Below are 23637 nucleotides of genomic sequence, written 5' to 3' on the forward strand. Positions count from 1 at the left end.
GGCGCCGGGACGGCGGCGGACGGGGTCGTTCAGCGGGCGGTCGAGAGCGGCGGCGGGGAGCCGGTACGGGTGAGCGGGGGCTGGCCGCGCCCGAGCGCCGCCGGCCGTACCTCCTCGGGCAGTGCCCCGCGCGCTCCTCGGGGCACCGCCCCCGGACGGGCGCCGGCACCTGCCGTCGTACAGCGGTCGGCGACCGGCGGCGGACCGGCAACAGCCCGCCCGAGCACGGCAGTTCCGGGTCCGGCCAGGGCGTCTTCCGGCGGCTCCGGTGGCGGCTCCGGTGGTGGTGGCGGTGGTGGTACGGCCTCGGTATCCGCGTCGCCCACATCGGTACGGACACCGCCTTCTGTCCCTTCTACGACCCCTGGACCGCCCTCGGTATCCGCAACCCCCACCCCGTCCGCCACGCCTCCGGGCGGCAGCGGGCCTTCCGGCATGCCCGGCGCAGGGGCGCCGACCCCTGTGCAGCGGCAGGCGGTGAGCGGAACCCGCACCCCGGTCTCGCCGGTCTCCCAGGTCTCCCCGGCCGTGCCCGGCAAGCCTTCGGCGGCCCCGGAGCAGCGGCCCGGCAGCCCCGGGGCGCCCGCCGTGCAGCGCAGTACCGGCACGGGCCCGGTCGCCCCGCACACCCCGCCGTCGCCGGAAAACGTTCGTACGGAGGCGAGTTCGGCACCGAGGCCCGCCACCGCCCACGGCACCGGAGCCGCTGGGGCTGCTTCGCCGTCTGCGGGAGCGACGCCCTCCGCCCCGCGCGCCTCGGCCGTCCCGCCGACCGCGCGGCCCTCGGCATCCCCGTCCGCGAGCGGTGGCCGCGAGGCGTCTGTGCAGCGAACGGCGAGGGAGGGCACCGGCGCAACCGGTGCCGTACGGGAAGCCCCCCGTCCGGCGGGGAGCGGAGCCGCCGTACCGGCTGCCGTGCCGATGCCGTCGGGTGAGCCCGGCCCGGCCACCTCGACGGCCGCGGCCCCGCCCGCTTCCGCGCCGGCTCCCGTTCAGCGTGCCGCGACGACCCCGGCCCCTCCTCGCCCCGGCCTCGGCGCTCCGCTTTCGCCCGCGGCGGCCGGGAGCGGTCGGCGTGAGGTGCCCGTGCAGCGGCGGACGGCGGAGGGCCCGCAGTCCTCTTCCGCCACCGTGCCGGATGCGCAGACCCCGCCAGGTCCGCGCGAGCGGGGACCCGCCCCGGCGTCCGCCGGTCCGGCCTCGGCGGCCGGGCCCGCTCCGGCGCAGGCTCCCGCTCCGGCTTCCGTTCCCGCCCCCGTACAGCGCACCGGTACGGCCACCCCCCGCGCACCCCGTCTCGGCCTCGGCGCCCCCATCACGGGCCCGGCCGCCGGCGCGGTTGCCACCGGGCCCGTCGGCCGCCGGACGGCTGTGCCGTCCGTGCAGCGGAAACCGGCGTCGAGTGGCTCGGCGAGCGGTCCGGCGAGTGGGTCTTCAGGTGGGTCTTCGAGCGGTTCTGCGGGTGGTTCGTCGGGTGGTTCTGCGGGTGGTCAGTCGGCCGCCCTTTCCCAGCCTGTGCCCGTAGTGACCCAGCCGACGTCCGCGGCGCCCCGTCCGGCCCCCGCGGCGCCCCGGCCGGTGCAGCGAGCTTCGGTACCCGGCCTGCCGACGACGACGCCACCGGTTCTTCCCGGCCCGGGCACGGCACATACTTCGGCGACGGCTTCACCGCCGACCCCCTCTTCCCCCTCCTCTTCCTCCGCATTCCCCTCTTCCTTCGCATCCCCCGCTTCCCTCTCTTCCCCCGTTCCCCCCTTCGTGCAGCGCACCGTGGCCCCCGCCTCAGCCCCCACCGCCCTTACCTCCACCTCCACCCCCACCCCTCCCCCCGCTCCCGGCCCCGGAGACCGCCACGCAGCCGTGGTGCAGCGCCGGACACAGTCGTCCTTCCCCCTGACCGCCGCCCTGCCGGTCAGGTCGGCCACCACCGTCTCCAGCACCGTCGCCACGCCCGCTCAACCCGTCCCGCTGCGCCCCACCACCCCGATCTCCGCCACCACCCCTCTCCCCGTCGCGCCCCTCGGCCGTCTCACCGTCCAGCGTGAAGCGCTCACCACCGCGCCGGCCGGCGGCCACCACCCCACGGCCCCGCTGAAAAAGGCGCCGGTCGCCCACACCGCGCGCGCCGTGGCCCCCCGGACCGGGACGGGCAGGCAGCCCCCGCCCCCCGACGACCCGCCGCCGCCCGGGTACTCCGGCACCGCCTCGGGCGCCGACGATCCGCCGCCCGGCTACACGGCGGTCGAGGCCGGCGGATTCGACCCGCGTGCCCTCACCGAGTTCCAGGTGGACGCCCTCGTCCACCGGATCATCGACCGGATCACCCGGCACGTCCGCACCGAACTCCGCCGCGACCGCGAACGCGTGGGCAAGCTCCGCGACTTCCGCCCCTGACGGCGACCGACCAAGACGACGACCGCGCACCCATTCCACAGAAAGGCCCCCGATGGATCGCCAGGACCCGGGAACCACAGTCTGGTTCAGCCTCTCCATCGACGGCGAGGACCTCGGTTACTTCAACGGGTGCGAGGGACTGTCGTCGCAGGTGGAGATCGAGCAGCGGCAGGAGGGCGGGAACAACGGGTTCGTGTGGCAGCTGCCGACCCGGGTCACCTTCTCCCACATCCGGCTGACCCGCCCGCTCACCCCGGACACCACGAAGGTCGCGAAGTGGATCTCGTCCGTGCAGACCGGGATCGAGCGGCCCACCGGGCAGATCACGGCGCTGCGCGCGGACGGCTCGGAGGTGGCCCGGTGGGGGCTGCTGGACGTGCTGCCGGTGAGCTGGCAGGGGCCGTCCCTGGACGCGGGCAGTCCGTCCGTGGCCACGGAGGTCCTGGAGATCGCCCACCACGGATTCACGGACTGAGAGGCGGACCAGCATCATGGCCAAGAGCAGCCGGGGCGCCGGCAAGAGCCTCGTGCGGGCCACCCTCGCGATTCACGAGCCGCCCGTGGGCACCAGCACCAGCCCGGGCGGCATCATCAAGACGTTCGGCTTCGAGTTCAACCCGGCGCAGCTGTCGATCGCCCGCCGGGCGGACTGGAAGTCGTCGGCGGCGCCGATCGAACGGGACGGCGCGCTCCCGGAGTTCCTCGGGACCCACCCGCGCGAGATGAGCGTGGAGATCTTCCTGGACCGGTCCGACGACCCGGACAGCAACGACGTGATGAAGAAGGTGGAGTCGCTGCTGGCCTGCTGCGAGGTCACCAGCAAGAGCATCGCCGCCAAGCAGCCGTCGCCGCCCTGGGTGGTCTTCCAGTGGGGCTCGTTCTCGACGGCCAACTTCACGGCGTACGTGGCCTCCGCGGACGTCTCCTACTCCCTCTTCGGGACCAGCGGGATGCCGATCCGGGCCAGCTGCCGGCTCCAGCTGCGTGAGATCCCGAGCAAGACCGCGGGACAGAACCCGACGTCCGGCGCGCTCACCGCGCAGCGCGTGCACCGGGTCGTCGCCGGGGACTCGCTGCAGTCGCTGGCCTGGCGGGAGTACGGCAACGCGGCCGCCTGGCGGGCGATCGCGGACGCCAACGACATCGACGACCCGGGGTGGCTGCCCACGGGGACGGAACTGGTGCTGCCGGCCGCCGAGGAGGTGCGGTCCTGATGGTGAAGCATGCCTTCTCGAACGTCATCAAGGTCGTCATCGGCGGCAAGGAGCTGACCGCGACCTCGGAGTACGGCCGCTATCTCGTCGACGCCCACGTGGACCAGGGCGTCGGGGTGCCCGCCGCCTTCCAGCTGACCTTCCGGGATCCGGACCGCCGGCTGCTGGGCAAGCTGGGCGTGCAGTTCGGCACCCCGGTGGTGATCACGCCGGTCTCCGACGGCCAGGGCACCGGCGACCCGCTGCTCACCGGCGAGGTCACGGGCCTGGAGGCCGAGTACGACGGCACCGGCAGCTACGCGGTGGTCCGGGGCTACGACTACGGGTTCCGGCTGATGCGGCAGCGCCGTGTGGTCGCCTACCGCAACCAGACCGCCTCCGACATCGCCCGCAAGCTGGCCGCGCAGGACGGGGTGCCGGTCGGGCGGATCCAGGCCACCAGGACCGTCTACGAGTTCATCAGCCAGTCGAACGTCACCGACTGGGACTTCCTGGCCCGGCTCGCCGACGAGAACGAGATGGTCATGTCGGTGGACGCCGACGGCAAGTTCCAGTTCGTGAAGCAGAAGAGCGCGTCCGGGGCGCCCTCCCCGCAGACCGACGGCGACAAGAGCCCGTTCGTGCTGGAGGCCCGGCACGACATCCTGCGGCTGCGCACCGCCGTCACCGCCTCCGACCAGGTGAACAAGGTCGAGTCGCGGGGCTGGGACGTCCGGACGAAGAAGACGCTCACGGCGACGGCGACCCCCGCCTCGAACACGGGCTACAGCATCGGCACCACCCCGGCCGCGGCGGCCGGCGAGTTCAAGACGTCCAAGCTGGTCGAGACGCGCACGCCGTACGACAAGCAGACCGAGGTGAAGTACGCGGCCGACGCCCTCTCCGACGACGTCACCTCGACGTTCGCCGAGATGGAGGTGGTCGTGCGGGGCAATCCCAAGCTGCGGCCGGGGGTTCCGGTGGCGCTCTCGGACGTCGGGGACCCGTTCGAGGGGAAGTACACGGTCACCTCCGTGCGGCACGTCTTCGGCGACGCCAAGCACTACGAGACCTGGGTGACCGTCAGCGGCCGGCAGTGGCGCTCGCTCTACGGCCTCGCCTCCGGTGGCGGCGGGGGCGCCGGCAGCGACCGGCAGCCGAGCGTGGCGCAGGCCCTCGTCACCGACGTGCAGGATCCGCTCCAGCAGGGCCGGGTGAAGCTCAAGTTCCCGTGGCTGGACGACACGTACGTCAGCGACTGGACCCGGACCATGCAGTGGGGCGGGGTGCGCGGCGGCGGGGTCTTCCCGATGGACGTCGGCGACGAGGTGCTCGTCGCCTTCGACCGGGGCGCCCTCGACCACGCGTACGTCATCGGCGGCCTCTACAACGGCAAGGACAAGCCGACCCGGGTCAAGGACGTGCCGCTGCACGACGGCATGCGCGGCCGGGCCACCCGGCACACCGTCTCCGACCGGGTCGGCAACCGCATGGACCTGCTCGACCAGCGGGGCCGCAAACAGGGCGTCCGGCTGGCCAGCGGCGACGACAAACTGACCGTGTTCCTGGACCGGCAGCAGACCGAGATCACCGTGGACAGCAAGGGCAGCGTCTCCATCAAGGGCAGCAGGTCGGTGTCGGTGGAGGCCGGCGCCAACCTGTCGCTGAAGGCGGGCGGCGCGCTCAGCATCAGGAGCGGGGGACCGCTCTCCCTGCAGAGCGCGGAACTCGTCGACATCAAGGCTCCCGCGGGCGCCGTCTCCGTGAACGCCGCCGCGGTGAACGTGATGGCGAGCGCAGCCCTGTCGCTGCGCGGCAACGCCGCCGTCGCGATCAGCTCCATGGTCACGGTGGGGATCCAGGCTCCCCAGGTGCCGGTCCTCGGCATGATGACGATGGGCGGACTGAACGTGATGGTGGTCCCGTGACCGGCCGGCAGATTTTTCCGGAGAGGCGGGTGCGGGGCTGATGGCAGAGCAGTTCGTCGGCTCCGGCTGGTCGTTCCCGTTGCGCATCGGGCCCACCGGCGGCATCGCCCTGGTCAGCGGCGAGAAGGAGGTGGAGGAGGCCATCCGCCTCGTCCTCTCCACGGCCCCGGGCGAACGCCCGATGCGGCCGGAGTTCGGCTGCGCCATCCACGACCTGGTCTTCGCGCCGGTCAACGAGCAGACCGCGGGCCGTATCCAGCACGAGGTGCACGCCAGCCTCGACCGCTGGGAGCCGCGGATCGAGGTCGAGGACGTCGAGGTCACCACCGGCGCCGACCCGAGCGTGCTGATGATCGACGTCCGCTACTCGATCCGCGGCACCAACAACCCGCGCAGCCTGGTCTTCCCCTTCTACGTCATCCCCTCCCACGACGAGCCGGACCTGCCCCCCGCCTCCCCGGACTCCTCCGAAAGCGACCGCTGATCCCGATGGCCCTGCCCTCCCCGAACCTCGACGACCGCCGCTTCCAGCAGTTCGTCGACGACGCCAAGCGCTACATCCAGCAGCGCGCCCCGGAGTGGACCGACCACAACGTCTCCGACCCCGGCATCACCCTGGTGGAGACGGTCGCGCACATGGCCGACCAGATCGTGTACCGGCTCAACCGGGTCCCGGAGAAGAACCACCTGGCCTTCCTGGACCTGGTCGGCATCACGCTCTTCCCGCCGTCCGCCGCCCGTACGGACGTGACGTTCTGGCTGTCGGCGGCCCAGGAGGAGCCGGTCCCGGTGCCGGTCGGCACCGAGGTGGCGACCCGCCGCACCGAGACGCAGGAGGCGGTCGTCTTCGCGACCGAGCGCGAACTGACCATCGTGCCCAGCGAGTTGCGGCACCTGCTGCGGCAGCAGAACGGCGCGGCCGTCGTCGACCTCACCCATGAACTCGCCGAGGGCAAGGACCTGTTGTGCTTCACCGAGTCCCCGAACCCCGGTGACTGCATGCTGCTCGGCCTGTCCGCCGCCGTCCCGCACTGCGCGGTCGCCCTGGACCTGGACAGCCGGGTCGACGGCGTCGGCGTGGACCCGCGGCAGCCCCCGCTGGTCTGGGAGGCGTGGACGGAGGACGGCTGGAAGGAGTGCGAGGTCGACCGGGACGGCACCGGCGGCCTGAACCGCCCCGGCGAGGTCGTGCTGCACGTCCCCGGCGGCCATGTCCTGTCCCGCAACGGCGGCCTGGAAGCCAGCTGGCTGCGCTGCCGGGTCACCGAACCCCACGCCGACCAGCCCTTCTACACCACCTCCCCGACGGTCCGGTTCGTGGAGGCCTGCACGGTGGGCGGCACCACGGCCACCGTCCACGCGGAGACCGTCGAGGACGAGGCGCTCGGCGAGTCCACCGGCCTGCCCGGCCAGCGCCTGCGGCTCGCCCACGCCCCCGTCGTCGGCGACACCCCGCCGCTCCTCCTCCAGACCGCCGAGCACGACGGCGAGGGCGGCTGGGCGGACTGGCAGGTCGTCCCGCACTTCGCGGCCTCGGGACCGGAGGACCGGCACCTCACCCTCGACGCGACGACCGGCGAGATCGCCTTCGGGCCCGCGGTCCGCGAACCGGACGGCTCGCTGCGCCAGTACGGCGCGGTGGCCCCGAAGGGCGCGGTGGTCCGGGCCCGCCGCTACCGCACCGGCGGCGGCCGGGAGGGCAACGTGGCCCGGGGGGCCGTACAGATCCTGCGCTCCTCCATCCCCTACGTCGCGGACGTCGTCAACCGGGAGGCCGCGCGCGGCGGGGTCGACGGCGAGACGGTCGCCGAGGCGAAGGTCCGCGCGCCGATCACGCTGCGCGCCCAGGAGCGGGCGGTGACCCTGCGCGACTACGAGGAGCTGGCCCGCCGCGCCGCGCCCGAGACGGCCCGGATCACCTGCCTGGAGGGCGAGGAGGGGGAGCACGGGTCGTACGCGGTACGGGTCCTGGTGGTACCCCAGGCGGTCTCCGACCCGGGCGGCCGGCTCCGCTTCGAGCAACTCGTGCCCGGCGACGCCCTGCTGGACCGCATCACCCGCTACCTGGACGAACGCCGGCTGATCGGCACCCGGCTCGCGGTCGGGCCGCCCTTCTACCAGGGCGTCACGGTCGTCGCCACCGTGCACGCCTTCCGCGGCGTGGACGTCGACCGGGTCCGCCGCCAGGCCCACGACGCCCTCTACCGCCACCTGGACCCGCTGACCGGCGGCGCGGACGGCAAGGGCTGGCCGTTCGGGCGCCCGGTGCAGTCCGGCGAGATCTTCGCGGTGCTGCAACGCGTCCCCGGCATCGAACTCGTCGACGAGGTCGTTCTGCACCCCGCCGACCCGCTGACCGGCAAGCGCGGCGACCCGACCGACCGCATCGACCTGGACGCCCCGTCCCTGGTCTTCTCCTACGACCACCGGGTGAGGGTGATCGGCGAATGACCGGCAACAACCCGGCCGGAGGCCTCCGTTGAGAGGGTCCATCGACGGCCTCGGCTCCTCCGTCCCGATCGGCGCGATGCTCCCCGCGGTCTTCGCCGACGACGACCTCGCGCTGCGCTTCGTCGCGGGCCTGGACGACGTGATCGCCCCGATCCCGAACGTCCTCGACTGCCTGCCCAGCTACTTCGACCCGGCGCTGGCCCCGCTGGACTTCGCGGAGTGGCTCGGCACCTGGGTCGGCGCCGAGACCGACGGCACGGAACCGGAGCCCCTGCTCCGCGCGGCCGTGGCCGCGGCCGCCTACCTGCACCGCATCCGGGGCACCCGCTGGGGCCTGTCCGAGACGGTCCGGCTGGCCTTCGGCGTGCCACCGGAGATCACCGAGAGCGGCGGCGCCGACTGGAGCGCCCGCCCGCTCGGCCCCTTCCCCGGCGCACCCCGCCCCGGCGTGCACGTCCACCTCGTGCTCCCCGACCCCACCCCGGCCGACGAGGTCCGCCTGGAACACCTCGTGGCCGCCGCCCGCCCCGCTCACATGCCCTACACGGTCCAGGTGACCGCGTCCGCCGAAAGGACCCCGCAGCGATGACGACCAACCGGAACTGCACGGAGTGCGGCACGGTCGCCGAACCGGGCCAGTCCTTCTGCGACGCGTGCGGCGCGGTCCTGAGCTGGACCGGCACCGACGAGAGCCCCGCACCGCAGCCGGCCGCCCCCGCCCCGGCCCCGGCCCCCGACTCCGCCCCCGCCCCCGGCTGGGACGCCTTCACCCGCAGAGACGGCGGCACCGGCCTCCCCCAGCGAGAAGCCCGGGCAACGACCACGGCAGCCCCCGACGGGATCCGGCAGGAAGCGGCCCCGACAGCGCCCCGCCAGGCCCACGGCGACCTGCAAGGCACGGCCACGGCAGCGCCCCTTCAGGGGCGCGGGGAACTGCGCGCCCAGCCCCCGTCCACCGTGACGTCACCCACGGCGGAGACCACCCCCGTCCCCACCCCCGTCCCCACCCCCCAGCCAGCCGCGGACGAAGACCACGACCGGGCCCGCCGCCTCCTCGTCCCGGTGAGCGAGCCCACCCCCGCTCCGGCCCCCCAACCCGTCGCCCCCGTCCTCCCCGGCCGCCCCACCCCCCAGCGCCCCGCCGCCGTCCGCGCCCCCGGCGAGGACCTCGGCGCCCACGGCGGCACCCCCTGCCCCTGGTGCGCCACCCCCAACCGCCCCGACCGCCACTTCTGCACCCGCTGCGCGATGCCCATGGCCGGCCACCCCGACACCGGCCTCGCGGCCCGCCGCCCCTGGTGGCGCCGCATCTTCGACTTCCGCAACAGGGAGACCCCGTGGGCGGGCGACCGCCCCCGCCTCCGCCGCACCTTCGACCGGGTCCTCACCTGGATCGTCGCCATCGCCGTCCTCACCGGCGTCACGGTCCTGGCGATCAACACACCCAGGGCGATCAGCGCCACCCGCGACCACTTCGCCAAGCGCGCCCCCGTCGACCCGGACACCTACCGCGCGTCCCGCGCGTACGCCGGGCACAAGCCGGAGCTGCTCTTCGACAAGCTGAACAACACGTGGTGGGGCCCGGGCATCGCCGGGGCGGGCGAGGGCGAGTGGGTCGAGGCGCACTTCAACGAGCCGGTCCGGCTCCTGAACGTCGTCATCACCTCCGGCGAGTCGACCCACACCGAGCAGCTGAACAAGTCGGCCCTGCCGCACCACCTGACGGCGACCATCAAGACCGCCGACGGCAAGACCGTGACCCGCGAACTGACCCTCGACCAGGCGGCCGGCGGCCAGACCCGCGACCTGCGGGCGGCGGACGTCGTCTCCGTCCGCTTCACGATCGACTCGTCGTACCGGGCGTCGGCCCGTACCCAGGTGGCCATCGCCGAGATCGAGTTCTTCGGCCCGTCGAGCGCGAACTCCTGACCGGCTCCGGCAGCGCCGGCACGTCGCGGCACTTCCGGCGGCGCGCTCAGCTCCTCATCAGGGACCGGTACACGGCCGTGGACCGGGGATTGCCGCGGCACCGCCACACGCCGTGCGGGCAGTAGTCGGTGATCGTCTGGTACAGCGGGCGGCTGCTCGCGAACCAGTCGAGCATCGAGCGCAGGTACGCCGGATCGTCGCCGTTCTCGTACAGCCCCCACTCGGGGTAGGAGACCGGTTTGCCGTGGGCCCGGGCGAAGTCGACCTGGGCCCGCAGCCCGTACGGCTCGGCGACCTGCTCCTGGAAGGACATCCCCCGCGGGGCGTCGTACGCGTCCATCCCCAGCACGTCCACGTACCCGTCCCCCGGATAGCACGTGGTCCAGGGGACGGCGTCCCGGCCCCGGTTGGGCGCGAAGTCGAACCGGAACCGGGCGCCCGGCACCGCCCGCATGGCCGTCACGATCCGCCGCCAGTACGCCCGCCAGGCGGCGGGGTCGGGGCCGCAGCGATGGGTGTACGTGTCCCCGTTCATCTCCCAGCCGAGCACGACGACGGTGTCCGGGGCGCCGGCCGAGACCAGCCGGCGGGCCAGGGCGCGGAAATGGACGTCGTACGAGCCGCCCGCCCCGAGCCGCAGTTGGCGGCGCACCTCGGCGTCCGGGACGTGCGCCTCGGTGTGTTCCAGCATCGGCACGTTGAGGACGAGGAGCCGGTCCGGCTCGGTCTGCCGCCAACGGGCCCACAGCCGGACGAAGTCCGGGGCGCCCTCGATGTTCCGCCACATGTCACCGGGCAGGTAGGTGTGCCCGACCCGGGGCCGGTCCCGCAGCCAGCTCCCGAGCGCCGCCACCCGCCGTACCCCGTCCGCGCCGTACCCGACGTACGCCCCGAACGGCCCGGGTGCGACGGGCCGCGGGGTCTCCGGCCGGGACACGGGCAGCAGCAGGAGGGCGGCCAGCACGGCGACCCACAGGAACCTCAGACGTGCCATGGGAGGCAGTCTGTCCGCTCCGCGCACGGCGGCCACGCCATGTGGTCATACCGTGACCCTGCGCGCTCGCGGCGTGCTACGGCCCCACCACCGGGATCCGCAGTGCGGGCGGGTGCTGTCGGGCCGTCGGGTTCCACAGTGCCGCCGGATCCCACATCGCGGTCGGGATCCACTGCCGCACCGGGGGTCCCAGGCGCGTCGGTGCCGCCTGCGGGGCCGGGGTTCCGTACGGCTTCGGGATCCTGTGCGGTTTCGCCGGCCGCCCGTGTCCCGGCCGCCCGTGTCCCGGCCGCCCGTGTCCCGGCCGGCGCTGCCCCGGCGGGGCGTTCCTCGGCTGCGCGGACGGCCTGACGGAGGCCGACGGCGCCGGACTCGTCGACGGAGCCGCCGGAGTGGCCGAATCGACCGGGACGGGCGGGGCGGCCGGGGTGCTCGGGGACGGCGTTGCGGGCACGCTCACGCCGTGGTGCCGCAGCCACGGCAGCGGCGGGACCTCGGAGCCCAGGTGCCGGGTGGTGCGGACCTCGAAGTGGAGGTGGGGGCCGTCCGCGTTGCCGGTGGAGCCGGCGGCGCCGATCCGCTGGCCCGTCGAGACGCGCTGGCCGCAGCGGACGTTGATGACGGACAGATGGGCGTACTGGGTGTAGTAGCCGTCGGGATGGCGTATCACGACCTGGTTGCCGAAGGCGTCGCCGCAGGTCGCGGAGACGACGCGACCGGGGCCGACGGCGTACACGGGCGTACCGGCGTCGACGGCGAAGTCCTGGCCGGTGTGCCGGTGTTTCCACAGGCGGCCCTTGGCGGCGTAGCGCGCGGAGAGCCGGTACCGGACGGTGGGCGCGGTCCAGCGGGCGGTGCGATCGGCGTGATCGGCGTGACGGGTGCGGTGGCCACCGTCGGCGCGGTCGGTGCCGTTCCTGTGAGCGGTGGCGGGCGGGGCGCTGCGCGGGCCGAAGGCGCAGTGGGCCGGGCGCTGGTCGGCCTTGGCGGGCGTGGTGAGGAACGCGCCGGTCAGGAGGAGCACCAGCGCGGCGGTGAGCAGCCGTAGATCATCCGTTCGCATCTTCGGATCCTCTGACGACCGGCCCGCCCGGAGGCGGCCCCACGCGCCCCGGCGCCGCCACTTTCGCCTGTTCGGATGATTCGGATGATCGGCCCGGCTCAGAGCCGGCTGTGGTGGCTCACGACCGCGCTCGCGAGCAGCGAGAGCCGGGCGCGCTGGGCGTCGGTGAGGTGGGCCGCGAGGCCCCGGAGCTGCCGGTCGGCGAGGGCCTCGCACTGCCGGGCCAGTTCCCGCCCCTGCGGGGTGATCGACACCAGGAAGCTGCGCCGGTCGTGCGGTGCCGGGGTGCGGCGGACCAGGTCCCGGCGCTCCGCGCGGTCGACGAGGCCGGTCATGCTGGACTTGTCCAGGCCCAGGTGCTGGGCGAGTTCCTGCATGCCGGGCGTGCGGTCGCGCAGCACGCCGAGCAGCCGCAGCTGGACGACCGACAGCCCGTGCTCCGCCGCGACCTTCCCGAGCGCGCCCTGCACCAGGAACGACAGCTGGGCGAGGCCGTCCACGAGCCCCAGGTCCTCGACGCCCTCGATGCTCTCGTTGCCTTCGTTGCCTTCGTTGCCTTCGTTGCCTTCGTTGCCTTCGTTGCCTTCGGCGTATTCGACGTATTCGCTGTCCGCGCCCGGCGGCCCGGCGGTTGGCTTGTTCTGCATGGTCCCATCCTACGGGCGTTAGTACGCGCCCCCAACTACTTGACTTGGTACGTGGTGCCAACTAATTTAATTGGTGCCACAAACCAAGGAGGAGTCATGCACGCTGCCGTGGTCCGTTCGTTCGACCGCCCGCCGCACTTCGAGGAGTTCCCCGCCCCCGAGCCGGGTGCGGGCAGGCTGCCGGTGGAGATGATCGCCGCCGGTCTGCACCCCCGGGTCCGCTCCGGGGCCGCGGGCACCCACTACACCAGCGACGGCCGCCTCCCCCTGATCCCCGGCGTCGACGGCGTGGGCCGGCTGCCCGACGGGCAGGTCGTGTACTTCGTCGCCGACGACGGGGACCCGGGCACCATGGCCGAGCGGACGGTCCTCGACCCGCGCCGGGCGGTCCCGCTGCCCGCCGGCGCCGACCCGGTGACCGTCGCCGCGGCCATGAACCCCGCCATGTCGTCCTGGGTGGCGCTGCGCCGCCGGATCACCTTCCAGCCCGGCCAGGGCATCCTGATCCTCGGCGCCACCGGCAACGCCGGCCGGATGGCCGTACAGGTCGCCCGGCACCTCGGCGCCGACCGGGTCGTGGCCGCCGGCCGCGACCCCGAACGCCTGGCACTGCTCGGCGGACTCGGCGCCACCGACGTGGTCCCGCTGGCCGGCGACCCGGACCGGGCCGACGCCCGGCTCGGCGAGGCCGCCGCGGACGTCGACGTCGTCCTCGACTACACCTGGGGTACACCCACCGAGCGCGCCCTCCCGGCCGTCCTCACCCGCCGTACCGACCGCAGCGCCCCGCTGGACTGGATCCAGATCGGCGCCACGGCCGGCCCGGAGATCACCCTGCCCTCGGCCGTGCTGCGCGCGGCGAACCTGCGGCTCATGGGCAGCGGCCAGGGCTCGGTCACCGCCCGCGGCATCGTCGCCGAACTGCCGTCCCTGATGACGGAACTGACCCGGGGCACCCTCACGGCCGACGCGCGGGAGGTGCCGCTCGCCGACGTCGAGGAGGCCTGGACCGCCCCCGCCGAGCCCGGCCGGCGCCTGGTCTTCACCACATCTCCCAGGTGATCGTCCCGGAACTGAACGCCCGCCCGCCGTCCACCCGTACCTCCGGGCACAGCACGCGTCCGCAGAACGGAGTCCCCCCGTGAACGCATCCGCAGCCATCGGCGTGACCGGCCTCGGCGTGATGGGCCGCAACCTGGCCCGGAACTTCGCCCGGCACGGCTACCCGGTCGCCGTCCACAACCGCACCCCGGCCCGCACCCGCGCGCTGATCGAGGAGTACGGCAGCGAGGGCGACTTCGTCGGTGCCGAGACCGCGGCCGAGTTCGTCGCCGCGCTCGAACGCCCCCGCCGCCTCATGATCATGGTCCAGGCGGGCGCCGCCACCGACGCCGTCATCGACGAGTTCGTCCCCCTCCTCGAACCCGGTGACATCGTCATCGACGGCGGCAACGCCCACTTCGCCGACACCCGCCGCCGCGAGGCCGCGCTGCGCGAGAAGGGCCTGCACTTCGTGGGTGTGGGCGTCTCCGGCGGCGAGGAGGGCGCGCTGCACGGGCCGTCGATCATGCCGGGCGGGTCCGCGGAGTCGTACTCCGTGCTCGGGCCGATGTTCGAGGACATCAGCGCCAAGGTGGGCGGCGAGCCGTGCGCCACGCACGTCGGCGCGGACGGCGCCGGGCACTTCGTGAAGATGGTCCACAACGGCATCGAGTACGCCGACATGCAGCTCATCGCCGAGGCCTACGACCTGCTGCGCCAGGTCGGCGGGTACGCGCCGGCCGAGATCGCCGACATCTTCCGGGAGTGGAACGGCGGCCGCCTCGGCTCCTACCTCATCGAGATCACCGCCGACGTCCTCGCCCACGTCGACGCGGCCACCGGCGCGCCCTTCGTCGACGTCGTCGCCGACGCGGCCGGGCAGAAGGGCACCGGGCGCTGGACCGTGCAGACCGCGCTGGACCTGGCCTCCCCGGTCACCGCGATCGCCCAGGCCACCTTCGCCCGCGCCGCCTCCGGCCGCGGCGCGCTGCGCGCCGCCTACGCCGGCCTGCCCGGCGGCACGACCCCACCCCTCAGCGCCACCGAGGCCGACCGCTTCGCCTCCCGCGTCGAACACGCCCTGTACGCCTCGAAGGTCATCGCCTACGACCAGGGCTGGACGATGATCCAGGACGCGGCCGCCGAGTACGGCTGGAAGATCGACCTCGGCGCGGTGGCCCGCATCTGGCGCGGTGGCTGCATCATCCGGGCGTCCTTCCTGGACCGGATCCGCGCGGCCTACCGGGCCGACCCGGACCTCGTCAGCCTGCTGGCCGAGGAGGAGTTCGCGAAGGAGATCGCCGACGCGCAGGTCCCGTGGCGGGAGACGGTCGCGTCCGCGGCCCGCCGGGGCATCCCGGTCCCCGCCTTCTCGGCGGCCCTCTCCCACTACGACACCCTCCGCGCCTCCCGGCTCCCCGCGGCCCTCCTCCAGGGCCAGCGCGACTACTTCGGCGCGCACACCTACGCCCGCGTAGACCGCCCCGGCGCCTTCCACACCCACTGGGCAACAGAGTCCCGCCTGGAAACAGAGGGCTGACCAAGCGCCCCGTAAGGGGCGCGGGGAACTGCGCGACAAGCCACGACGAACCGGCAGCCGACAACGCGCCCCATAAGGGGCGCGGGGAACTGCGCGACAGGCCACGACGGGCCCGCAGCGGACGACGCTCCGACACCCGTGCCGAGAGTGCCGCGAAATGCCGTCGGCGGTCTGCGACATCGTCGTGGCTGATCGCGCAGTTCCCCGCGCCCCTTACGGGGCTCTGACCGCCTCGGCCGGCGGCACCCGCAGAGCCTTCCGCGTCGGCAGCTCGATGGTGACGTACGCCGTCACCACCACCGTCACCGCCGCCGCCGGCAGCAGCCACACCGGCCCCGCCGGCCAGGGCCGGGACAGGAAGCCCTCGCCCAGCAGCGCCAGCGGCACCGCGGACAGCGCAACCCCCGAGACGAGTGCCGCAGCCGCGATCACCCCGGCCTCCCGGCGCATCATCGCGAGGATCTGCTTCGGCGTCGTACCGACCAGCCGCAGCGCCGCGATCTCCGTGCGGCGCTGGGCGGTTGCCGCGACCAGGCGGTTGGCGATGCTGAGCAGCAGGTAGCCGAGCAGGACGACGATGACGGCGAGGTTCACCCACACCTCGGGCGGGGTGTCCGCGCCCGCCCGGGGGGACGCGTCCGACAGCGCGAGGCCGGGGCGGGCGGCGGCCAGTGCGGCGAGCCCGCGTTCGGCGGTGGCCGTGCCGTCGGTGCGGACGAGGACGCTCTGGTCGAGCCCGGACGTGGTGTGTCCGGCGGCCAGGTCGTGGGAGAGCACGACCGGGCCGAAGCCGAGCCCGCGGTCGTAGACGGCCACCACCGTCGCCTCGACGGGCGCGCCGTCGCCGAGGAACAGCTTGACGCGGGCGCCGAGTCCGGCGTCGCGCGGCCCCGCGACCTCACTGCTGACGGCGACCGTGGCACCGGTCAGTCCGGTGAGGCCGCCCCGGGTCACGCCGAGGTCGAGGACGTCCCGCGCGGCGGGGGTGAGGATCAGCGCGGCGGCGGACTCGGTCTCGGTGTCGCCGAACATGCGGTACGGCCAGACGACGGTGGTGGTGCCGACGGGGGCCACCGCCCGTACCCCCGGCTGCCGCCGGACCTCGGCGAGCGTGTCGGCCGGCAGCCCGCCGAGGGCCGCCGCGCTCAGCCGGTACTGGCCCAGCGTCCCGGTGCGGGTGTCGTCCGCGGTCGCCGCCAGCACGGTGGTCTGCGTGAGCGTGTACGTCAGCACGAACACCACCGCCATGGCGAGCGGGCTGACCACTCCGGTGACGCGTTGCGCGTACGCCCGGACGTTGGACATGGCCAGCCAGGTCGGCGCGGACACCCCGGGGCGCAGCCGTCGTACGACCGCCTCCCCCGCCGCCCGGACCAGCGCGGGGCCGGCCAGGGCCAGGCCGATCGCCGCGACCATGCCCGCGACGGAGGTGCCGGAAGCGCCGATCACGGTGCGTTGCAGGAGCGGGGTGACGGAGAGGGCGCCGGAGGCGGCGATCAGGAGCAGGCCCGCGACCGTGCGGGGCCGGGAGGGGGTGCGGGGCTCGCTGCGGGACTCGGCGACCGCCTCGGTGGCCGGCATCCTCGACGTGCGCCAGGCCGCGCAGCGGGCCGAGAGGCGGACCGCCGCGAGGAGGAGCACGACGGTGACCAGGGCCGGGAACGGGCTGCGGGTGAGGGGGAGTTGGTCGGGGAGGACATCCCGGTGGACCAGCAGGGTGCGGAAGCGGTCGGCCAGCAGATAGCCGAGGGCGACGCCCGGTACCAGGGCGACGACGGCCACGGCCGTCGACTGGGCCGCCGCCAGTCGCCGGATCTGCCGCGGGGTCGCGCCGACGGCCCGCAGCAACGCCAGGTCGCGGCGCTGCCCGGCGATCGCCACGCCCAGCGCGCCGGTCGTCACGAACCCGGTGACCAGCAGGACGATCCCGGCGAGGGAGCTGGAGAGGAGGACGAGGAGGGAGCGGGCGGAGCCTGCGCCGGGAGCCACCGCCGTACCCCGGTCGGCGCCGGTGAGGACCTGCAGACCGGTCCCGGCGACCGCCGCGCGCACCGCCGAGGCGACCTGGCCGGTGGCGCCGGGCCGGGTGCGGAGGCCTATGAGATCGACGGTGCGGGTGCGCGCAGCGCCCGTCTTCGTGCTGTCGCGGGCCGCCAGTTCCGCCGCCCTGCGGTCCGTGAAGTAGACGCCCGCGTCCGGGGCGTGGACCAGGGCCGAGACGCGGTAGGCGGTGGCCGCGCGGCCGTTCGCGGTGACGCGGACCCGGTCGCCGACGGACAGGCCGGTCGTCGCGGCCACGGCGACCTCCGCCGGGGCCGCCGGGGCCCGGCCCTCGACGCGGGCGCCGGCGAGCAGTTTCGTCGAGGACCAGCCGTGCCCGGCCGCCGCCGGATCCTGGCCGTCGGCCGGCGGGAGCAGACGGCCCCGCGGGTCCGTCACGGCGGCCGGGAAACCGAGGTCGCCGACCGCGAGCGTGACACCGGGCAGCCTCGCCAGGCGGGCGGTGAGACCGGCCGGGACGGTGGCCCGTTCGGGGAGGGCGATCGGCAGGTCGCCGGAGACGCGGTACTCCTGGTCCGCGGCCACCACGACATCCGCGCCGCCGAGGCGGCCCGGGGGCAGCTGGGAGCGGAGCCCGGACTCGGCCAGCACCCCGGTCGCGGTGATCAGTGCGGCGGCGCCCAGGACCGCGCAGGCCACGGCCAGCAGCGAGGCGATCCGGTGTGCGGCCATCCGCAGGGCGAAGCGGAACAGGGCGAAGCGGAACATGGCTAGCGGTCTCCCAGTGCGGCGAGTCCGGCGGCCAGTCGGCTCGCCTCCGGGTGGTGCAGGGCTTCGACCACCCGGCCGTCGGCCATCACCAGTGCGGTGTGCGCACGGGCCGCGGCGGCCGGGTCGTGGGTGACCATCACGACCGTCTGGCCGAGGTCGTCGACGAGCTCCCGGAGCAGGTCGAGGACCTGGTGGGCACTGCGCAGGTCGAGCGCTCCGGTCGGCTCGTCGGCGAACACCACCGCCGGGCGCGCGGCCAACGCCCTTACCAGCGCGGCACGCTGCTGCTGGCCGCCGGAGAGCTCGGCGGGGCGGTGGTGGAGCCGGCCGGCCAGCCCCACGCGTTCGACCAGGGTGCGGATCCAGTCCCGGTCGGGGCGGCGGCCGGCCAGCCGCAACGGCAGCGTGACGTTGTCCTCGACGGAGAGGGACGGGATCAGGTTGTAGGCCTGGAAGACGAAACCGACGCGCTCCCGGCGCAGTTCGGTGCGCCTGGTCTCGTTCAGCCCGGCGATCTCCCGGCCGTCGATGCGGACGCTGCCCGTCGTCGGCGCGTCCAGGCCCGCCGCGCAGTGCATCAGCGTGCTCTTGCCGGAGCCGGAGGGGCCCATCACGGCGAGGAAGGTGCCGTGCTCCACGGTGAGCGACACGTCGTCCAGGGCCCGTACCTCGCCCGGGTACGTCTTGCCGACGCCCGCCAGTGCGATGGCCGGAGCCCGGCGGGCGGTGTCCGCCACGGGCGCGTTCACGGGCGCGTTCACCGGCGGCCGCGCAGCCGGCGCACGACCAGGGTGCCCGCGCTGAGCAGGGTCACCACGCCGCAGGCCACGTTGATCCACGGGTCGGTACCGCCGTACGAGGTCGCCATGTTGGCGGCCGCGCTCAGGACGAGCAGGGACCAGAGCAGGGCGCGGGTGAGGTCCACGCCGTCGGCCGGCCCGCCCCGCTGGTCGGCGGGCGGTGTGCCGGTGAGGCGGTACGGGTCGGGGTGGGCCACGGGAAACCTCCTGCTGGGGGCGGACGTCCTGGGTGGGTACGGGCCCCGACGCTACGGACCGCGGCCCCCGTCGGCCGATCCCGTGTGCTGCCGGATCGCAGGTACAGCAGGCTGTACTTTCCGTGGCTGCGGGGCTCGGCGAACTGCCGTACGCCCTAGGGTCGTCGGTGTCGAGAGGAGGGGCCGCGGATGGCTGTCACCGGCACCCGGCCGGACCGCGCGGACGCGGACGGCGAGGGCGGGGGCGAGTTCGGGCGTGAGGGGCCGACAGCCGTCGCCGGGCGGACGGTGCGGGCCGCGGGCGGGGCGCTCGCGGAACTTGTCGGCGGCCTCGGTACGGCCGCCCTGGCACTGGCCCTGCTCCTGCTGCTCGCGGCCGCCGCGGTGACCGCACCCCTGGGCGCCGGACTGCTCCTGGCGACTCCGCTGCTGCGCGCGCTGCACGCCCTGGCCGGCCGGGAACGCGAACGGCTCGGCCGGCGCGGCCCCGAGGTCGTCGCGCCGGAGCCGGCCCCGCCGGCCCGGCTGCGGCTCGCCCTCGCCGACCCCGCCACCCGGCGGGAACTGCGCTGGCTGGCCCGGCACGGCACGGCCGGCCTGCTGCTGGGCCTGGCAGGGGTCCTGCTGCCGCTGTCCGCCGTACGGGACACGGCGTTCCCGCTGTACTGGCGGTTCCTGCCCGGGGACACGACCGCCACCTCCTTCGGCTACGGCGTCGCGCACTCCTGGCCGGCCGCCTTCGCCGTCTGCGCGTTCGGGATCGGGTCGGCCGCCGTCATCCTGGGCCTGGGCCCCGGCATGGCACGGCTCCAGGCGGAGCCAGGACGGCGGCTGCTCGCCGCCGGACCCGGCCAGGACCTCTCCCTGCGGGTCGCGGAGCTGACCGCCACCCGGGCCGCCGCCCTCGACGCCCACGCCACCGAACTGCGGCGCATCGAGCGGGCGTTGCACGACGGCACGCAGAACCGGCTGGTCTCGGTCACCGTGCTGCTCGGCGCCGCCCGCCGTCAGGTGGCGCGGGACCCGTCGCGTGCCGACGAGATCCTGGAGCGCGCCCAGTCCGCCGCCGAACAGGCGCTGGCCGAACTGCGGACGGTCTCGCGGAGCATCCTGCCGCCGGTCCTGGACGACAGGGGGCTCGCGGGGGCGCTGTCCGGTCTCGCCGCCGACTGCCCGGTGCCCTGCCGGATCGACGTGGACGCACCCGAACGCTGTGCCGCCGCCACCGAGGCGACCGCCTACTTCGTCGTGGCCGAGGCCCTGACCAACGTCGCCAGGCACAGTGGCGCCCGGTCGGTCACCGTGACCGTCCGGGCCCGGGGCGGGCGGCTGCGCCTGGCCGTCGCCGACGACGGCCGGGGCGGCGCCGAGGAGGCCGGCGGCTCCGGACTCACCGGCATCCGCCGCCGGGTCGCGGCCCTCGACGGCACCCTCCGCCTGGCCAGCCCGCCCGGCGGCCCGACAACCCTGGAAGTGGACCTGCCCAGTGGATCGTGAGACACCGGCGCCCGGCGCCGCGGAAGTACCCGACGGAGAACGCCGGTCCCTGCGGATCGTGATCGCCGAGGACGACCCGCTGCTCCGCGAGGGACTGGCCCTGCTGCTGCGGGCCGAATCGATGGACGTGGCCGCCACCGCCGGTACCGCGCAGGAGGCGCTGGACGCCGTCGAGGCGCACGCGCCGGACGTCGCCATCCTCGACGTCCGAATGCCGCCCACGCACACCGACGAAGGCATCCGCGCGGCCGTGGAGGCCAGGCGCCGCCACCCCGGTCTCGCCGTCCTCGTCCTGTCGGCGTACGTCGAGCAGAGCTTCGCCACCCGGCTGCTCACCGGCGGGGTGGGCGGGCTCGGCTACCTGCTGAAGGAACGGGTGGGCCGCGTCGAGGAGTTCCTGGACGCCCTGCGGCGGGTGGCGTGCGGCGGCACCGCGATCGACCCCGAGGTCGTCGCCCAGCTCTTCACCCGGTCCCGCCAGGACACCCGCCTGGAACGGCTCAGCCCGCGCGAGCACGACGTGCTGGCGCTGATGGCGGAGGGCCTCGGCAACTCGGCGATCGCCGAACGGCTCGTCGTCACCGACGGCGCCGTCCACAAGCACATCCGGTCCATCTTCGCCAAGCTCGACCTGTCCCCGGCCGACCGGGTGGACCGCCGGGTGGCGGCGGTCCTGCACTACCTGGAGGACGCCCGGGGCAGATCCCGTTGACGCACCTCAGACGCGGACGCCGAACATGAACGGCCCGCCGATGGTGGACATCGACTCGTAGCGGACGACCGTGCCGGTGCGCGGGGCGTGCAGGATCTGGCCGTTGCCCGCGTACAGGCCCACGTGGTGCAGGTCGTTGAAGAAGAAGACCAGGTCGCCGACCTGGAGGTCGGACGTCGAGTAGATCCTGGTGCCGATCGTCGACTGGGACTCGGAGGTACGCGGGATGGAGACGCCGGCCTGCGCGTAGGCCCAGGAGGTCAGGCCCGAGCAGTCGAAGGAGGACGGGCCGGTGGCGCCGTAGACGTACGGGGTGCCCAGCTTGGTCTTGGCGGCGGCGAAGGCGGCGGCCGCCCTGCCGGTCGCGGAGGTGTCGTTGCCGAGGTCCACCCGCTCGCTGGAGGAGCGGCTGGCCCGCTCCTGCTCGGCGGTGAGGGCGGCCTTCTCGGCGGCGGTCAGGCTGTTGAGCAGCTTCTGCGCCTCGGCGAGCTTGGCCTGGACCTCCTTCTTCTTCTTGCCGAGTTCGGTGCGGGTGGCGGCCAGGTCCTTGAGCTTGCCGGTGGCCTCGGCCCGCTCCTGGGCCAGTTCGCGCTGCTTGGCCTGGATCTTCTTCAGCGTCTCGACCTGCTGACTGCTCAGCTGGTCGAGGGTGGACGCCTTGTCCAGGTAGCTGTCCGGGTCGGAGGAGAGGAACAGCTGGAGGGACGGGTCGAGGCCGCCGCTGCGGTACTGGGCGGTGGCCATGGAGCCGATGCCGTCGCGGAGGTCGTTCAGCTCGTCCTGGCCGCGCGCGACCGACTCCTGCAGCGCGGATATCTGCTTCTGGAGCTTGTCCTGCTTCTCCTTGGCCCCGTTGAACTTCTCGGTGGCCTGCTCGGCCTCCTCGTACAGCTTGTCGACCCGGGACTTGACCTCGCTCTTGCTCGGCTTCTCGCTGGGCGCGGCGTTGGCCGCCTGTGCGCTCAGGGCAACGGCCGCAGCGGCGGCGGAGGTGAGCACGGTGACGCGGGCACGGCCCGGCTGCTTGGCACGACGGTGGGACGCCACGGAGGCGAGCTCCTTCCGAGCAGAGGTTCGGGCAACAGACCCTAATGACTCTCTTATGGTCAGTTCAAATCTTCGCATGAAAATTCTTGGCTGGAACTGGCCGGAGGTGACCGTCTCCTGACGGCACATCGAACGGAAAGGTCTGCTGGTTGTAAAGAACCTTGACAGTCAATTGGTCTAGTCCAAATATGGGCGTCCATGAGACGCACTCGTGCCCTGCACGCCCTGCCCGCAACCGCCCTGTCCGCCGCGCTCGTTGCCCTCGGGGCAGGCGCCGCGCACGCCGATCCGCACGCCGCCGCGCACCACGTGAAGCCCATGCCCGCCCACGTCGCGGCCCCCTACTTCGAGGCCTGGACCGGCGAGAGCCCCGCCGCGCTCGCCGCCGAGTCCGGCAACAAGTACCTCACCTTCGCCTTCCTCCAGACGCCCGCCGCGGGTTCCTGCACCGCCGACTGGAACGGCGACGCCACCCAGCCCGTCGACCCGGCGACCTTCGGCACCGACATCGCCGCCCTGCAGGCCCGCGGCGGCAACGCCATCCCCTCCTTCGGTGGCTACGCCGCCGACACCACCGGCACCGAACTCGCCGACAGCTGCACCGACGTGGACGCGATCGCCGGCGTCTACGAGAAGCTCGTCACGACGTACGGCATCAGCCGCATCGACCTCGACATCGAGGCGGACTCGCTCGCCAACGCGGCCGGAATCGACCGCCGCAACAAGGCGATCGCCAAGGCCGAGCACTGGGCCGAACGCACCGGCCGGCCGCTCCAGTTCTCCTACACCCTGCCGACGACCACCAAGGGCCTGGCGGACAGCGGGCTGGCCGTCCTGCAGAACGCCGTCGCCAACCACGCGCGCGTGGACGTCGTCAACATCATGACCTTCGACTACTACGACGGCGCCGCCCACGACATGGCCGCCGACACGAAGACCGCCGCCGACGGCCTGCACGCCCAACTCCACGCCCTCTACCCGCACAAGAGCGGCAAGGACCTGTGGGGCAGGATCGGCGTCACCGAGATGCCCGGCATCGACGACTTCGGCCCGGCGGAGACCTTCACCACCCAGAACGCCGCGACGGTCGAGCGCTGGGCCGCCGCCCAGGGCATCGACACCCTCTCCTTCTGGGCCCTCCAGCGCGACAACGGCAACTGCGTCGGCACCGGCGGCGCCAACGCCTGCTCCGGCATAGCCCAGGACCCCTGGTACTTCAGCCACACCTTCGCCCGCTTCGGCGGCCCGCGCCGGTAACCGCTCCGCCGGAAGTGCCGCGACCCGCCGTCTGCCGTCTGCCGTCAGCCGTCTGCCGTCAGCCGTCTGCGGCGCCGTCGCGGCTGGTCGCGCAGTTCCTCCCCCGGCCTTCGGCCGGGGGTGCCCCCCGCGCCCCTTCGGGTGGCGCGGGGCACCCGTCGGCCGGCGCGGGCCG

Annotated in this window: 20 protein-coding genes; 13 read left to right on the top strand and 7 right to left on the bottom strand. The window is 74.3% G+C overall.

What is annotated here, in order from left to right; translation table 11 throughout:
* Nucleotides 1–1863 precede the first annotated feature (1863 nt).
* The 8 genes from ACFZB3_RS31590 to ACFZB3_RS31625 are packed head-to-tail and all read left to right on the top strand — an operon-like array spanning nt 1864 to nt 9895.
* Nucleotides 1864–2394 (top strand): extensin, encoded by a 531-nt coding sequence (locus ACFZB3_RS31590; protein ID WP_391381283.1) that lies wholly within the window; start codon nt 1864–1866, stop codon nt 2392–2394.
* A 52-nt stretch (nt 2395–2446) separates the two neighbouring features.
* The gene (locus ACFZB3_RS31595; RefSeq protein ID WP_181806069.1) at nt 2447–2869 is read left to right on the top strand and encodes a phage tail protein; all 423 of its coding nucleotides are present in this window, start codon (nt 2447–2449) and stop codon (nt 2867–2869) included.
* Between the two features lie 16 nt (nt 2870–2885).
* Nucleotides 2886–3608: a LysM peptidoglycan-binding domain-containing protein gene (locus tag ACFZB3_RS31600; RefSeq protein WP_391381286.1), complete on the top strand. Its 723-nt coding sequence runs from the start codon at nt 2886–2888 to the stop codon at nt 3606–3608.
* Nucleotides 3608–5515, top strand: coding sequence for a VgrG-related protein (locus ACFZB3_RS31605; RefSeq protein WP_391381289.1), 1908 nt, complete (start codon nt 3608–3610; stop codon nt 5513–5515). Before ACFZB3_RS31600 ends, ACFZB3_RS31605 begins: the two co-directional genes overlap by 1 nt.
* Nucleotides 5516–5555: 40 nt before the next feature.
* On the top strand, nt 5556–5999 hold the full coding sequence (locus ACFZB3_RS31610) for a GPW/gp25 family protein (RefSeq protein WP_391381292.1): 444 nt from the start codon (nt 5556–5558) through the stop codon (nt 5997–5999).
* Between the two features lie 5 nt (nt 6000–6004).
* Entirely contained in the window at nt 6005–7966 is a 1962-nt protein-coding gene (locus tag ACFZB3_RS31615; RefSeq protein WP_391381294.1) for a putative baseplate assembly protein, read from the top strand.
* Between the two features lie 28 nt (nt 7967–7994).
* Nucleotides 7995–8555, top strand: coding sequence for a phage tail protein (locus tag ACFZB3_RS31620; protein WP_391381296.1), 561 nt, complete (start codon nt 7995–7997; stop codon nt 8553–8555).
* Nucleotides 8552–9895: an NADase-type glycan-binding domain-containing protein gene (locus ACFZB3_RS31625; protein WP_391381298.1), complete on the top strand. Its 1344-nt coding sequence runs from the start codon at nt 8552–8554 to the stop codon at nt 9893–9895. The genes ACFZB3_RS31620 and ACFZB3_RS31625 overlap by 4 nt, the downstream gene beginning before the upstream one ends.
* Before the next feature lie 46 nt (nt 9896–9941).
* On the opposite strand, the gene ACFZB3_RS31630 is transcribed toward ACFZB3_RS31625, so the two are convergent.
* The 3 genes from ACFZB3_RS31630 to ACFZB3_RS31640 all read right to left on the bottom strand — a co-directional run bounded on the left by ACFZB3_RS31630 (nt 9942) and on the right by ACFZB3_RS31640 (nt 12599).
* Complete coding sequence (locus tag ACFZB3_RS31630) at nt 9942–10889, bottom strand: glycosyl hydrolase (protein ID WP_391381300.1); 948 nt, start codon at nt 10887–10889, stop codon at nt 9942–9944.
* A 76-nt stretch (nt 10890–10965) separates the two neighbouring features.
* Nucleotides 10966–11952, bottom strand: a complete 987-nt coding sequence (locus ACFZB3_RS31635) for a peptidoglycan DD-metalloendopeptidase family protein (RefSeq protein WP_391381302.1) — start codon at nt 11950–11952, stop codon at nt 10966–10968.
* Between the two features lie 98 nt (nt 11953–12050).
* The gene (locus ACFZB3_RS31640; RefSeq protein WP_391381304.1) at nt 12051–12599 is read right to left on the bottom strand and encodes a MarR family transcriptional regulator; all 549 of its coding nucleotides are present in this window, start codon (nt 12597–12599) and stop codon (nt 12051–12053) included.
* Between the two features lie 96 nt (nt 12600–12695).
* On the opposite strand from ACFZB3_RS31640, the gene ACFZB3_RS31645 reads away from it, so the two are divergent.
* On the top strand, nt 12696–13661 hold the full coding sequence (locus ACFZB3_RS31645; RefSeq protein WP_391381307.1) for a zinc-binding dehydrogenase: 966 nt from the start codon (nt 12696–12698) through the stop codon (nt 13659–13661).
* 79 nt (nt 13662–13740) lie between these two features.
* Entirely contained in the window at nt 13741–15180 is a 1440-nt protein-coding gene (gene gndA / locus ACFZB3_RS31650; RefSeq protein ID WP_391381309.1) for an NADP-dependent phosphogluconate dehydrogenase, read from the top strand.
* A 213-nt stretch (nt 15181–15393) separates the two neighbouring features.
* Here the strand turns inward: gndA and ACFZB3_RS31655 are convergent, their stop codons facing one another.
* The 3 genes from ACFZB3_RS31655 to ACFZB3_RS31665 are packed head-to-tail and all read right to left on the bottom strand — an operon-like array spanning nt 15394 to nt 18949.
* Complete coding sequence (locus tag ACFZB3_RS31655; RefSeq protein WP_391381313.1) at nt 15394–17949, bottom strand: FtsX-like permease family protein; 2556 nt, start codon at nt 17947–17949, stop codon at nt 15394–15396.
* Nucleotides 17950–17951: 2 nt separating this feature from the next.
* Nucleotides 17952–18701, bottom strand: coding sequence for an ATP-binding cassette domain-containing protein (locus ACFZB3_RS31660; protein WP_391381317.1), 750 nt, complete (start codon nt 18699–18701; stop codon nt 17952–17954).
* An 8-nt stretch (nt 18702–18709) separates the two neighbouring features.
* Nucleotides 18710–18949: a hypothetical protein gene (locus tag ACFZB3_RS31665; RefSeq protein WP_391381318.1), complete on the bottom strand. Its 240-nt coding sequence runs from the start codon at nt 18947–18949 to the stop codon at nt 18710–18712.
* A gap of 189 nt (nt 18950–19138) precedes the next feature.
* Between ACFZB3_RS31665 and ACFZB3_RS31670 the strand changes: the two genes are divergently transcribed.
* Both ACFZB3_RS31670 and ACFZB3_RS31675 read left to right on the top strand, forming a co-directional pair.
* Nucleotides 19139–20446 (top strand): sensor domain-containing protein, encoded by a 1308-nt coding sequence (locus ACFZB3_RS31670; RefSeq protein ID WP_391381320.1) that lies wholly within the window; start codon nt 19139–19141, stop codon nt 20444–20446.
* A 49-nt stretch (nt 20447–20495) separates the two neighbouring features.
* Nucleotides 20496–21158 (top strand): response regulator, encoded by a 663-nt coding sequence (locus ACFZB3_RS31675; RefSeq protein WP_391381461.1) that lies wholly within the window; start codon nt 20496–20498, stop codon nt 21156–21158.
* A 6-nt stretch (nt 21159–21164) separates the two neighbouring features.
* Here the strand turns inward: ACFZB3_RS31675 and ACFZB3_RS31680 are convergent, their stop codons facing one another.
* Nucleotides 21165–22205 (bottom strand): NlpC/P60 family protein, encoded by a 1041-nt coding sequence (locus tag ACFZB3_RS31680; protein ID WP_391381322.1) that lies wholly within the window; start codon nt 22203–22205, stop codon nt 21165–21167.
* A gap of 198 nt (nt 22206–22403) precedes the next feature.
* On the opposite strand from ACFZB3_RS31680, the gene ACFZB3_RS31685 reads away from it, so the two are divergent.
* Nucleotides 22404–23462, top strand: coding sequence for a glycosyl hydrolase family 18 protein (locus ACFZB3_RS31685; protein ID WP_391381324.1), 1059 nt, complete (start codon nt 22404–22406; stop codon nt 23460–23462).
* Nucleotides 23463–23637: the final 175 nt, after the last annotated feature.

The organism is Streptomyces sp. NPDC008092, from assembly GCF_042957285.1.
GTDB lineage: Bacteria > Actinomycetota > Actinomycetes > Streptomycetales > Streptomycetaceae > Streptomyces.